Source organism: Blastococcus sp. TF02-09, assembly GCF_003319105.1.
In the GTDB taxonomy this organism is placed as follows: Bacteria; Actinomycetota; Actinomycetes; order Mycobacteriales; family Geodermatophilaceae; genus Blastococcus.
In genome coordinates this window covers 203,600-216,195 of the sequence record NZ_QOHH01000007.1, presented here as the reverse complement: position 1 = coordinate 216,195, position 12,596 = coordinate 203,600, and the positions used below count along the sequence as shown (strand labels likewise).

The 12,596-nt window shown below is 74.4% G+C and carries 12 protein-coding genes; 6 read left to right on the top strand and 6 right to left on the bottom strand.

The genetic code is table 11. From position 1 onward, the window contains the following. Positions 1-73: 73 nt before the first annotated feature. Entirely contained in the window at positions 74-1,042 is a 969-nt protein-coding gene (locus DQ239_RS12820) for a 4-hydroxy-3-methylbut-2-enyl diphosphate reductase (protein ID WP_113834789.1), read from the top strand. A 67-nt stretch (positions 1,043-1,109) separates the two neighbouring features. Here the strand turns inward: DQ239_RS12820 and DQ239_RS12815 are convergent, their stop codons facing one another. The 5 genes from DQ239_RS12815 to DQ239_RS12795 form a co-directional block, all read right to left on the bottom strand. After that, a complete protein-coding gene (locus DQ239_RS12815; protein ID WP_113834788.1) occupies positions 1,110-1,724 on the bottom strand; it encodes a DUF6542 domain-containing protein in 615 nt (204 codons plus the stop codon). A 314-nt stretch (positions 1,725-2,038) separates the two neighbouring features. After that, complete coding sequence (locus DQ239_RS12810; RefSeq protein ID WP_233489148.1) at positions 2,039-3,163, bottom strand: DNA recombination protein RmuC; 1,125 nt, start codon at positions 3,161-3,163, stop codon at positions 2,039-2,041. A 41-nt stretch (positions 3,164-3,204) separates the two neighbouring features. Further along, entirely contained in the window at positions 3,205-3,738 is a 534-nt protein-coding gene (locus tag DQ239_RS12805; RefSeq protein WP_113834787.1) for a methylated-DNA--[protein]-cysteine S-methyltransferase, read from the bottom strand. Further along, positions 3,738-5,228: an AlkA N-terminal domain-containing protein gene (locus tag DQ239_RS12800; protein WP_304543137.1), complete on the bottom strand. Its 1,491-nt coding sequence runs from the start codon at positions 5,226-5,228 to the stop codon at positions 3,738-3,740. The genes DQ239_RS12805 and DQ239_RS12800 overlap by 1 nt, the downstream gene beginning before the upstream one ends. Positions 5,229-5,293: 65 nt before the next feature. Next, entirely contained in the window at positions 5,294-6,343 is a 1,050-nt protein-coding gene (locus DQ239_RS12795; protein ID WP_113834785.1) for an alcohol dehydrogenase catalytic domain-containing protein, read from the bottom strand. 150 nt (positions 6,344-6,493) lie between these two features. Here DQ239_RS12795 and DQ239_RS12790 point away from each other — a divergent pair, with 150 nt between their 5' ends. From DQ239_RS12790 to DQ239_RS12775, 4 genes are read left to right on the top strand one after another with little or no spacing between them, the layout of a single operon-like run. Further along, positions 6,494-7,402: an ABC transporter ATP-binding protein gene (locus DQ239_RS12790; RefSeq protein WP_113834784.1), complete on the top strand. Its 909-nt coding sequence runs from the start codon at positions 6,494-6,496 to the stop codon at positions 7,400-7,402. Next, positions 7,399-8,226 (top strand): ABC transporter permease, encoded by an 828-nt coding sequence (locus tag DQ239_RS12785; protein WP_113834783.1) that lies wholly within the window; start codon positions 7,399-7,401, stop codon positions 8,224-8,226. Before DQ239_RS12790 ends, DQ239_RS12785 begins: the two co-directional genes overlap by 4 nt. Continuing rightward, the gene (locus tag DQ239_RS12780) at positions 8,223-9,467 is read left to right on the top strand and encodes a sensor histidine kinase (protein WP_113834782.1); all 1,245 of its coding nucleotides are present in this window, start codon (positions 8,223-8,225) and stop codon (positions 9,465-9,467) included. The genes DQ239_RS12785 and DQ239_RS12780 overlap by 4 nt, the downstream gene beginning before the upstream one ends. A 2-nt stretch (positions 9,468-9,469) precedes the next feature. Further along, on the top strand, positions 9,470-10,102 hold the full coding sequence (locus tag DQ239_RS12775) for a response regulator transcription factor (protein ID WP_113834842.1): 633 nt from the start codon (positions 9,470-9,472) through the stop codon (positions 10,100-10,102). A gap of 18 nt (positions 10,103-10,120) precedes the next feature. Here DQ239_RS12775 and DQ239_RS12770 read toward each other — a convergent pair whose 3' ends face one another. Beyond that, positions 10,121-11,356, bottom strand: coding sequence for an EAL domain-containing protein (locus DQ239_RS12770; protein ID WP_113834781.1), 1,236 nt, complete (start codon positions 11,354-11,356; stop codon positions 10,121-10,123). Positions 11,357-11,484: 128 nt separating this feature from the next. On the opposite strand from DQ239_RS12770, the gene ychF reads away from it, so the two are divergent. After that, a complete protein-coding gene (gene ychF, locus DQ239_RS12765; RefSeq protein ID WP_113834780.1) occupies positions 11,485-12,558 on the top strand; it encodes a redox-regulated ATPase YchF in 1,074 nt (357 codons plus the stop codon). Positions 12,559-12,596 lie beyond the last annotated feature (38 nt).

Genomic DNA, 12,596 nt, shown 5'->3' with positions numbered 1-12,596 from the left:
TCCCCGTTCGGATGGTGTTCCGGGCCACGCTCACCGTCCCGGGCGGGCGTCCTCGCCCACGTACGCTGGGTGCATGGCAGATCAGCGCGGACGTGTCCTGCTGGCCGATCCCCGGGGCTACTGCGCCGGGGTGGACCGGGCGGTGGTCGCCGTCGAGCGCGCCCTGGAGATCCACGGCGCCCCGGTCTACGTCCGGAAGCAGATCGTGCACAACAAGCACGTGGTCGCCACCCTCGAGCGGCGCGGCGCCATCTTCGTCGACGAGACCACCGAGGTGCCCGAGGGCTCCGTCGTCGTCTTCAGCGCCCACGGCGTCTCGCCGGCGGTGCACCAGGAGGCGGCCGACCGGCAGCTGCGCACCATCGACGCGACCTGCCCGCTGGTGACCAAGGTGCACCAGGAGGCCAAGCGCTTCGCCCGCGACGACTACGACATCCTGCTGATCGGCCACCGCGGTCACGAGGAGGTCGAGGGCACCGCCGGTGAGGCGCCGTCGCACATCCAGCTGGTCGACGGCGCGGAGGACGTCGCGAACGTCCAGGTCCGCGACCCCGAGAAGGTCGTGTGGCTGTCGCAGACCACGCTCTCGGTGGACGAGACGCTGGCGACGGTGGACCAGCTGAAGAACCGCTTCCCCGGCTTGCAGTCCCCCCCCAGCGACGACATCTGCTACGCCACGCAGAACCGGCAGCAGGCGGTGAAGCAGATGGCCGCCGAGTGCGACCTCGTGCTCGTCGTCGGTTCCACGAACTCGTCCAACTCGGTGCGCCTGGTGGAGGTGGCGCTCGAGGCCGGGTCCCGCGCGTCCTACCTGGTCGACTTCGCCTCGGAGATCGACGAGGCGTGGCTCGAGGGCGTGGGCACGGTGGGGGTCACCAGCGGTGCGTCGGTGCCGGAGATCCTCGTCAGCGAGGTGCTGGACTGGCTGGCCGCCCGTGGATTCGCCGACGTGGAGACGGTGAAGGCCGCCGAGGAGCGTCTGGTCTTCGCGTTGCCCCACGAGCTGCGCCGCGCCGAGAAGGCCCAGAACGCCGGCGACTGAAAGAGGACCCCTCCTCCCCACCCTTCGTACGCTCAGGGCGGGACCCGGGAGGGGCCGGAAGTGCGGGTCAGCGGCGGGTGATCAGCCGGCCGACGGCGATCACGACGGCCACACCGGCCGCCATGGCCATCGTGGGGAAGCCGCGGATCAGCAGGGTGGCGATCGTCGGCAGGGTGAACATGGCCGAGGGGGCCAGCGCGATGTTGAGCGCGGCGACGGCGATGAACACCAGGGGCGGCGCCGCGACGACGGAGAACATGTCGCGTCGGCGCACCACGAGCATGGCCACGGTCGTGGACAAGAGCAGGGCGGCGAGGGTGATCACGCCCAGGCCGACGCCCACGAAGGAGTCGATCCCGGCGCCGACGAGCGTCACCAGGAACATGCCGAGCACCGCGACGGCGCCGCGGAGACGGCCGCCGCCGGTGACGGGTGCGGCCTCGGCGCGGGCGCGCGCTGACGCGGGCCGTCCGTCGACCGGTCGTCCGTCGACCGGACGAGCGCCGGCCGGGCGGGCGCCGGGCTGCCGCACATCGTCGGGGTGCCCGCGGTCGGGCCGCAGCGAGTCGCGGCGGGGCGGAACCGGACGGCCGCGGTCGACGTCGGAGCGGAGGCGGTCGGCGGGGCGCCCGCGGGGCGGGACCGGCGGGCGACCCGGACGAGCGCTGCGGTCGGGGTCCATGGGGCGATCCTCCCGGGGCGTGCGCGACCCGCGGAACGAGCGGTCGGGGGAGCCCCCGCCGTGCCGCCAGGAGTCGGCCGTACTCGCCGTGGCCATGGCGCACCTCCGTTCCAGCGCGGTCCGGCCCGGGCGGCCGTCCCTGGCTGGTCACGGTAACGAGTGGAGGCGCCGGTACGGCGGAAGACGGGCCCGAATCGGCCGCCAACCGTGTCGATCCGGCGACGTGGCGTGAGTGGTGGGACGAGCGGGTCAGCACGGACTCCGGTGACACGGCTCCGGAGCCGTCGCCGGGGGTGCCGTCACCCGCCGTGGGGTCAGCCGCGGGTGCCGTCCCGCCCCTCGTCCTCGAAGCGGCGGCCGGCCTCGAACCGGTCCTCGCCGTCGAGGACCACCGCGTCGGTGCCCGCGGCCGGCTCCGCGGGGCGCAGGGTGCGCACCGTGGCCTCGACCGGTTCCGGCGTCGGCACCGGCTGCTCGGCGATGCCCAGGTCGTCGAAGCGCCGGGCCGCGGTGAGCACCGATCGCTCGTAGGAGCCGACCGTCTCGTTGAACCGGGTCATCGTGGTGCCCAGGGCCGAGCCCAGCCGGGTGAGGTGCCCGGACAGCGTGCTCAGCCGGGCGTGCAGCCGGCGTCCCACCTCCAGCACCTGGTCGGCGTCGCGGGCCAGCCGCTCCTGCCGCCAGGAGTAGGCCACCGTGCGCAGCAGGGCGAGCAGCGTGCTGGGCGTGGCCAGGACGACATCGCGGGAGAAGCCGTACTCCAGCAGCCCGGGCTCGGCCTCCAGCGCGGTGACGAGGAACCCGTCGGAGGGGACGAACAGCACGGTGAAGGGAGTAGCCGGGCGGAAGGCGGTCGGGTAGCGCCGGGCGGCCAGCTGGTCCATGTGAGTGCGCAGTTGCCGGGCGTGGGCGGCGACCCGGTGGTCGCGCACGCCCTGGTCGGTGGCCTGGACCGCTTCGATGTAGCCGGTGAAGGGCACCTTCGCGTCGACCACCACCTGCCGGCCGTCGGAGAGGGTGACGACGAGGTCGGGCCGGACGCCGGCGCCCTCGTCATTGGTGCCCGACGGCTGCTCGACGAAGTCGCAGTGCTCGAGCAGGCCGGCCACCTCGACCACCCGGCGCAGCTGCACCTCGCCCCACCGGCCGCGCACGTGCGGAGTGCGCAGCGCCGTCACCAGGGCGGCGGTCTCCTGCTTGAGCTGGGCCGAGCTCTGGCCCACCGTGCCCATCTGCTCGCGCAGCTCGCCGTGGGCGGTGGCGCGGGCCCGCTCCATCCCGGCGAGCAGCCGGTGCAGGTGGTCGAGGGACTCGTGCACCGGCTCCAGGCCGGTGTCGGTGGGCCGGCGGCGGGCGAGCAGGGCAACTACGCCGAGGGTGGCGGCGGTGGCCAGCAGCGCACCCAGGAGGAGCCCGAGGAGCAGGGAAGCGGCGTCCATGTCCGACACGCTGCCCGAAGGGTCCGACAGTTCGGGGGAGATCAGCCCACGGCGACCGGTGCGTGCCGTGCCTCGTGGTCGAGCAGCCGGCGCTTGACCGCCGTCCCCCAGCGGAAGCCGCCCAGCCCGCCGTCGGAGCCGAGCACCCGGTGGCAGGGGACGAAGAGCGCCGCGGCGTTGCGGGCGCAGGCGTTCGCCGCCGCCCGCACGGCAGCGGGCCGGCCGCAGCGGGCCGCGAAGGCGGCATAGGTGTCCGGCTGCCCGGCGGGGACGGTGCGCAGCACCTCCCAGGCGTCTTCGAGGAACGGGCCGGAACGCTGCCGCACGACCACGTCGTCGATCGCGCCCAGGTCGCCGGCGAAGAACTCCTCGACGGCTCCCAGGACCGGCAGCCGGTCGGCGCTCTCGACCCATGCGGGGCGCAGCGAGCGGTGGATCACCGGCAGGAGCACGGAGACGTCGTCGGTCCAGCCGGACGCGAGGACGGTGTCGCGTCCGTCGGCGTCCTGCGTGACGACGACCGTGAACGGCCCCGGAGGCGTGGCAACGGTCGCGTGCCGCGCAGTGGTGGTCATCAGGCGCTCCTCGGGAGGGAGATCGGCGGGGTGGGTCGGGTAAAGAGGGACGGCACGGCTAGCGCCCACAGGTGCATCACCGCGTAGGAACGCCACGGGCGCCAGCGGGTCGCCGCCTCGTCGTCGGTGCTGCCGAGGGCGGTCAGGGAGCGTCGCAGCGCGAGGTCACCGGGCAGCCACACATCGGGGTCGGCCAGGCCGCGCATGGCGACGAGGGCGGCGGTCCACGGGCCGATCCCGGGGACGGCGAGCAGCGCGCGGCCGGCCTCCTCCCGATCGGCACCGGGGTCGAGCGCGATGTCGCCGTCCGCCAGTGCGGCGGCCAGCGCGTGGACGGTCCGCCGCCGGGCGCCGGTCAGGCCGACCGCGGACAGGTCGGCGTCGGCCAGCGCGGTGGGCCGCGGGAAGGCGTGGGTCAGCGACCCGACCGGTTCGGCCAGCGGCGGGCCCGCGGTCAGCAGCCGTGCGGTGAGGGTCCGCGCGCCGGCGACCGAGACCTGCTGACCCAGCACCGCCCGGATCGCCAGCTCGGCGGCGTCCGGGGAGGCCGGCACCCGGCGCCCCGGCGCGGCGGCCACGAGCGGGGCCAGCGCCGGGTCGGCGCCGAGCAGCTCGTCGACCGCGGCCGGGTCGGCGTCCAGGTCGAGCAGCCGGCGGCAGCGGGTCACGGCCGCGCCCAGGTCGCGCAGCGCGGACAGCCGTAGGCGCGCGGTCACGGCGGCACCGCCGTCCGGGGCGGGGGAGAGCCGGACGACGGCGGGACCGCGCGGCAGGTCCAGGACGCGGGAGAACGTCGTCCCGTCCCACTCCTCCAGGCCGGGCACCGCGTGCGCGCCGAGGAACAGGAGCACCTCGGCGGCGTCGTACGGGGCGCGGGCGGCCAGCCGGAGGGTGAGCCAGCCGGGGGCTCCGCCGTCGGCCCCCCGGCGGGTGCTCCGCAGCGCCGTGGGCGTGCAGGCGAACACCTCGCGGACGGTGTCGTTGAACTGCCGGATGCTGGCGAACCCGGCGGCGAAGGCGACGTCGGCCATCGGCAGCTCGGTGGTCTCGACGAGCACGCGGGCGGTCTGCGCACGCTGCGCGCGGGCCAGCGCGAGCGGTCCCACACCGAGCTCCCCGACCAGCAGCCGGTGCAGCTGCCGCTCGGAGTAGCCGAGCCGCGCCGCCAGCCCGGGGACGCCGGACCGCTCCACCTCGCCGTCGGCGATCAGCCGCATGGCCCGCGCGACGACGTCGGCGCGGACGTCCCACTCGGGCGACCCGGGCACGGCGTCGGGGCGGCAGCGCCGGCAGGCGCGGAAGCCGGCCCCCTGGGCCGCGGCGGCGGTGGTGAAGAAGCTGACGTTGCGCGCCAGCGGGGTGCGCGCCGGGCACGACGGACGGCAGTAGATGCCGGTCGTGTGCACCGCGGTGAAGAACCAGCCGTCGAAGCGCGCGTCCCGGCCGGCGACGGCGCGGTAGCAGCGCTCGTGGTCCAGGGCCTCGGTCACGCCGTCGAGCATGACACCCGGCCGGACCCCGGACTGGCGGTTTCCGGACGTCGCTGCGACGGGGCTCATCCCGCCCGGTCGATCACCATCTTCAGCGCGGAGTTGTCGGCGGCGTGGCCGAAGACCTCGTACGCCTCCTCCACCTGGTCCAGGCCGAACGAGTGCGTCCCCATCTTCTCCGAGGGCAGGCGCCCGGAGGCGACCATCGTGAGGAGCGTGGGGATGGAGACGGTGTCGACCAGGCCCATGGTCAGGGTGACGTTCTGGATCCACATGTCCTGCAGCGGCAGCTCGACCGGCACTCCGTGCACGCCGATGTTGGCGATCGTGCCGCCGGGCCGGACGAGCCGCGCCGCCGTCTGCAGGGTCTCGGGGTAGCCGACCGCCTCGATCGAGACGTCGACGCCGAGCCCGTCGGTGTGTGCCAGCACCTCGGCGACGGTGTCCGGACCGGCCTCGACGGTGTCGGTCGCACCGAATTCGCGCGCGGTCTCCAGCCGGAACTTGTCGGAGTCGATCGCGATGACCTCGGAGGCGCCCCAGAGCCCCGTCGTCATGATCGCGCCCAGCCCGACGGCGCCGGCACCGACGACGGCGACGGTGTTCCCGGGCCGGACGCCACCGGCGAGCACGCCGACCTCGTAGCCGGTGGGCAGCGAGTCGGCGAGGAAGACCGCCTGCTGGTTGCTGACGCCCTCCGGGACGGCGTACAGCGAGGTGTCGGCGTACGGGATGCGGGTGAACTCGGCCTGGGTCCCGTCGATCAGGTGACCCAGCACCCAGCCGATGCCCCCCAGCGTCTGGCAGTGCGACGGCATGCCGCGCTGGCAGTAGGCGCACCGCCCGCAGCGGTTGATCGCCGGGACCAGGACGCGGTCACCGACGGCGAAGCCGGTCACCGCGGAGCCGATCTCGGTGACCGTGCCCACGGCCTCGTGCCCGAGGATGCGGCCCTCGTCCACGGTGGGGACGTCGCCGTGGAGGATGTGCAGGTCGGTGCCGCAGATCGTGGTGGTGTCGATGCGCGCGACGGCGTCCGTCGGGTCCTGAATCCCCGGGTCGGGCACGTCCTCCCATGCCTTGCTCCCCGGACCGTGGTACACGAGTGCCTTCATGGCTGCCTCCCAGGTGGCGGACGCCCGAACCTAGCCACGTGCGCGGGGTCGGCCGGTCTCGTCGTGAGACGCCGCCGTCCACCGGTCGGTGGACGGCGGACCAGCGCCTCGACGGTCCCGGGCGGCGCAGCGCGCGGACAGGCTCGGTGCATGACGACCACAGAGCTCGCCCCGCTCCCCGTGGGCAGCGGAACCACCTCCGCCGCGGTGACCGTGCGCGGCCTGACCAAGCGGTACGGCGGCCGCCCGGTTCTCGCCGGGCTGGACCTGGACGTGCGGCGGGGTGAGTGCTTCGCGCTGCTGGGGCCCAACGGCGCCGGGAAGACCACGACCATCGAGATCCTCGAGGGCGTGCGGCCGCGCGACGGTGGGGACGTCGTCGTGCTGGGGGAGGACCCGGCGGTCGCGGGGCGCGGCTGGCGCGACCGGATCGGCGTGGTGGCCCAGGGCGAGGGCGGCGGGGCGGCGCTGTCGGTGCGCGAGACCCTCGACCACTTCGCCGGGTACCACGCGACCAGCCGGTCGACCGCCGAGCTGCTGTCCGCGGTCGGCCTGGAGGAGTCGGCCGGCGTGCGGGTGGAGCGGCTCTCCGGCGGCCAGCGTCGTCGGCTCGCCGTCGCCCTCGGTGTCCAGGGCCGGCCGGAGCTGCTCGTCCTGGACGAGCCGACCACCGGCATGGACCCGGTCGCCCGCCGCCGGTTCTGGGAGCTGATCCGGGAGCTGCGGTCGGACGGGACGACGATCCTGCTCACCACCCACTACCTCGACGAGGCCGCCGAGCTCGCCGACCGGGTCGGGGTTCTCGCCGGGGGCCGGCTGGCCGACGTGGCGCCGCCCGACGAGCTGGGTGCCGCCCTGCGCCGGCAGTCGACGGTGAGCTGGCTGGAGGACGGTGCGCGCCGGCGGGTGCGCACCGAGGAGCCCGGAGCGGTGCTGCGCGACCTGCTCGCCGTGCACGCCGAGGTGCCCGGCCTGACCGTCACCCGCCCCGGGCTCGAGGACGTCTACCTCCGGCTCGTCGGCGCCGTCCCCACTGCTGCCGACGGAGACCTCCGATGACCGCCGTCCCGACGTCCGCCCGGCCGGCACCCCCGTCCGCCGCCCGGATCGGCCTCTCCCGCGTGGGCCTGGAGCTGCGGCTGTTCTTCCGCGAGCGGCAGCAGGTGGTGTTCTCCTTCGCCTATCCGCCGGTGATGCTGGTGATCTTCGCGTCGGTCCTGGGCGCCGACGAGCGGCCCGGCGGCATCCCGTTCGCCCAGTACTTCCTGGCCGGCATCGCGGCGACCGGCATCATGCTGACCAGCTTCCAGGCGGTCGGGACGGCGATCGCGGGGGAGCGGGAGAGCGGGCAGCTGGAGCGGCTGCAGCTGCTCGGCACCCCGCCGGTCGCCTACTTCGCCGGCAAGGCCGGGCAGGTCCTGGTGACCGCCGCGGCGCAGCTGGCGCTGCTCCTGCCGGTGGCCCGCTACGGCTACGACGTGCCGTTGCCGGCCGACCTGGCCCACTGGGCCACGTTCCTGTGGGTGGCCGCCCTCGGTGCGCTGGCCGGCACCGTCCTGGGCATCGCCGCCTCGGCGCTCCCCGGCAGCGCCACCGCGACGACCACCGCCATCTCGGCGCTGGCGATCGTGCTGCAGTTCTTCTCGGGCGTCTTCTTCGGCTTCCTGGAGCTGCCCGGCTGGATGCAGCAGGCGGCGGCGCTGTTCCCGCTGAAGTGGCTCACGCAGGGCATGCGGTCGGCGTTCCTGCCCGAGGAGGCCGGGGCGTTCGAGGTGGCCGGCGGATGGGAGCACGGCCGGACCGCCCTGGTGCTGGCCGCATGGGTGATCATCGGCGTCATGGTGTGCATGCGCACGTTCCGCTGGCGCCGGGGCGAGGGATGAGCTCGGCCTCCGCGGCCCGGCCCGCCGCTCTCCTCCCGTCCGAGGGGGAGGGTGGCGGGCTGCCGCTGTCCGAGCGCAGCTGGCGGGTGACCCTGGTGGTGCACCACGTGGTGTTCACCGTCCTCGTCGGCGTCGCGGCCGTGGACGCCGCCGTCGAGGAGTCGGGGAGCCGGCAGGCGCTCCTGCTCGTGGCGCTGGGCGTCCTGGCCGTGGCCTACGTCGGCGTCGGCGGACCGGCGCTGGCCAGCCGCGACGACCGGCGGGCGGCGGTCTACCTGGCGGTGCTCGTCGCCGTGGTCGCCGTCCTCGCGTGGGTGCTGCCCGAGCTGCTCTTCCTGCTGTTCCTGGCGTTCCCGCAGGTGTGGTTCCTGGTGTCCGGCCTGGACGCCGGGGTGCGGTGGACGCTGGCGCTGGGTGCCGCCGCCGTGACCGGCCCGATGGTGCACTGGGCGCAGGGCACCGAGCCGTTCGACCTGCAGACCCTGGTCGGCCTGGGCTTCAGCCTGGCCATGGGCGCCTGGGTGTTCAGCGTGCTCGAGCACAGCGAGCAGCGGGCCGAGCTGATCCGCGAGCTGGAGTCCACGCGGTCGGAGTTGGCCGACCTGCACCACCAGCAGGGCATGGTCGCCGAGCGGGAACGGCTGGCGCGCGAGGTGCACGACACGCTGGCGCAGGGCTACACGAGCATCGTCGTCCTGGCCCAGACCGCGGCGGCCGCGCTGCCCGGCGACCCGGCGGCCGCGGGGGAGCGGCTGGCCGTCATCGAGGAGGTCGCCCGGGAGAACCTGGCCGAGGCCCGCGCCATGGTCGCGGCGTTCGCGCCGGTGGCCCTGGACTCGGCCACCCTCGTCGAGGCGCTGCAGCGGCTGGCGGAGCGGTTCGGCCGCGAGACCGGGACCGCCACCCGGGTGGACACCGCGGCGCTCGGCGGGGTGGGCCCGGCGCTCAGCCGAACCGAGGAGATCGTGCTGCTGCGCGGTGCCCAGGAGGCGCTGGCCAACGTGCGCCGGCACGCGTCGGCCAGCGCGGTGGTGCTGCGGGTGACCCGGACGGGCTCGGGTGGGAACGCCCAGGTGTCGGTCCACGTCGAGGACGACGGCGTGGGCTTCGACCCGGCCGTCTCCGTGGGGGTGGGGCTGGCCGGTCTCCGCGACCGGGCGCAGGAGGTCGGTGGCGACGTCGACGTGCGGTCGGCGCCGGGGGAGGGCACCCGGGTGACGGTGCGGGTGCCGGTCCGGTGAGCGTGATCCGCGTGCTGGTGGTGGACGACCATCCCGTCGTCCGGGGCGGGGTGGTCGGGTGGCTGGCGGCGCAGCCGGACATCGACGTCGTCGGCGAGGCGGGCGACGGTCTCGAGGCGCTGGCGATGGTCGCCGCGCTCACCCCGGACGTCGTCCTCATGGACCTGCGGATGCCGCGGATGGACGGCGCCACCGCGACCGGGCGGCTCGCGGCGAACCATCCCGCCGTCCGGGTGCTGGTGCTGACCACCTACGACACCGACGCTGACATCGTGCGCGCCGTCGAGGCGGGTGCCACCGGCTACCTGCTCAAGGACACCCCGCTGCCGCAGCTGGCCGACGCGGTGCGCGCCGCGGCACGGGGCGAGACGGTGCTCGCGCCGCCGGTGGCGGCCCGGCTGGTGTCGCGGATGCGGGCCCCGGCGGCGGACGCGCCCACGGCGCGGGAGCTGGAGGTGCTGGCCGGTGTGGCCCGGGGCCTGACCAACGCCGAGATCGGCCGGGAGCTGTACATCGGCGAGGCGACGGTGAAGACGCACCTGCTGCGGGTGTTCGCGAAGCTCGGCGTCGACGATCGGACGCGGGCGGTGCTGGTCGCGGTGGAGCGCGGGCTGCTGCCGGCCCCCGGACGCTGACCCGAGAGCCCGGTCGGGTCAGCCGCGGCGGGCGACGGCCGGGTGCGGGCGGGGCGCCGGGATGGCGAGCACGGGCTCCGGAGCGGGGGTGCTGACCGGCTCCGGCACGGCCGGCCGGCCGAAGTACCAGCCCTGCCCGTGGTCGACGGCGAGGTCGCGGAGGACGGCGGCCTCCGCGGCGGTCTCGACGCCCTCGGCCACGACGCGGGCGCCCAGGCCGCGGGCGAAGTCGACCAGCGAGCGGATCAGGATGGTCCGGACCGGGTCGACGTGGACGCCGGTGACCAGGCTGCGGTCGATCTTGATCACGTCGGGCGAGGTGACGACGATGTGGCGCAGCGAGGAGAAGCCGGCGCCGACGTCGTCGATTGCCAGGCGCAGACCGGCCGCGCGGAACGGGTCGAGGACGGCGGCGAGCGCGTCGTAGTCGTCGACGGGGTCGTGCTCGGAGAGCTCCAGCAGCACGCGCTCGACGGGCAGCTCGGAGAGCAGCTCAGTGCATGCCGGGGTGAGCAGCGTGCCGGGGGAGACGTTCATGGCGACGTAGCCCTCCGCGTGCTCGAGGTGCTCGGCCGCACGGCGCAGGGCCAGGAGCTCGAGCTCGTCGCCGCGGCCCACGCTGTGCGCCTCGGCGAAGACGACGTCGGGGGTCCGCTCCCACTCGGCGGGGAAGCGGCTGAGGGCCTCGGAGCCGATGCGGAGGCCGGTCCTGAGGTCGACGATCGGCTGGAGGGCGACCAGCGGGCCGCCGCCGGCCACGACCGGGTCCAGGCGGTGCCCGATGCCGGAGCGCCGCTCGGTCTCCTTGACCTGCGGCTCGATGATCACCGAGGCGGCCGAGGCGAGGACGTCCATCAGCGCCTTGTCCCGCTTGGTGAGGTCCTTGTCCGAGGTGAGGCCGGCCGCGCAGAACGTCCCGTAGAGGGTCCCGTCGGAGAGGGTGACCGGCACGGAGACGTAGCTGCGCAGGCGCGGCATGCGCGCCGCGGGCAGCTTCATCGCCTCCGGGAAGTCCTTGAGGTTCGGGATCACCGCGGGCAGCTTCTTGTCGAGGACCGCCTGGCAGAGGGTCACCTCTTGCACCTGCTGGTAGCCCTCCTGGAACAGGAAGGGCACCGAGGACTCCACGACCTCCAGGTGTTGGGTGGTGCCGTCGAGCCGGGACAGGAAGGCCACGGACAGGCGCAGCGACTTCTTCGCCGTGCGGAGCAGCTCGGCGATCTGCTCCTCGGCGTCGGTGCGGGTCTTCCCCATGGCGCGTCCCTTCGACTGGTCCGCATCAGTCGTCGGCGGCCCGGGCGCGGAACTGGAGCGGACGTCACCCGTCCGGGGTGGGTGCGCGCGGACCGGCGAGGGACCGGCGGCACGTAACCTCGACGTCCGTGAGCCTCACCATCGGGATCGTCGGTCTGCCCAACGTCGGCAAGTCGACCCTCTTCAACGCCCTGACCAAGAACGACGTCCTGGCGGCGAACTACCCGTTCGCGACCATCGAGCCCAACGTCGGCGTCGTGGGCGTGCCCGACCCGCGGCTGGAGAAGCTCGCCGAGATCTTCGGCAGCCAGAAGATCATCCCGGCGACCGTGTCCTTCGTGGACATCGCCGGCATCGTGCGCGGCGCCAGCGAGGGCGCGGGCCTCGGCAACAAGTTCCTCGCCAACATCCGCGAGAGCGACGCGATCTGCCAGGTCATCCGCGTGTTCACCGACCCCGACGTCGTGCACGTCGAAGGCAAGGTCAGCCCGGCCGACGACATCGAGACGATCAACACCGAGCTGGTGCTGGCCGACATGCAGACGCTGGAGAAGGCGATCCCGCGGCTGGAGAAGGAGGCGAAGAAGGACAAGGAGCGCGCCGCGCTGCTGTCCGCCGCCCAGGACGCGCAGAAGATCCTCGACGAGGGCCGCACCCTGTTCTCCGCCGGCGTCGACCCGGAGCCGCTGCGCGAGCTGAGCCTGCTCACGACCAAGCCGTTCCTGTACGTCTTCAACGTCGACGCCGACGAGCTGGCCAACACCGCGATGCTCGACGAGCTGCGCGCGCTGGTCGCCCCGGCCGAGGCGATCTTCCTGGACGCGCAGACCGAGTCCGAGCTGATCGAGCTGCCCGACGAGGAGGCCGCGGAGCTGCTCGAGTCGATCGGGCAGAGCGAGCCGGGCCTGGACCAGCTCGCGAAGGTCGGCTTCCGCACCCTCGGCCTGCAGACCTACCTGACCGCCGGCCCCAAGGAGTCGCGCGCCTGGACCATCCCGGTCGGCGCGACCGCCCCGCAGGCCGCCGGGGTCATCCACACCGACTTCCAGCGCGGGTTCATCAAGGCCGAGATCGTCTCCTTCGACCAGCTGGTCGAGGCCGGTTCCATGGCCGAGGCCAAGTCCCGGGGCTGGGTGCGCATGGAGGGCAAGGACTACGTCATGCACGACGGCGACGTCGTGGAGTTCCGCTTCAACGTCTGACCCAGCCTGAACCCGCTGGTCAGCTGAGGTACTCGACG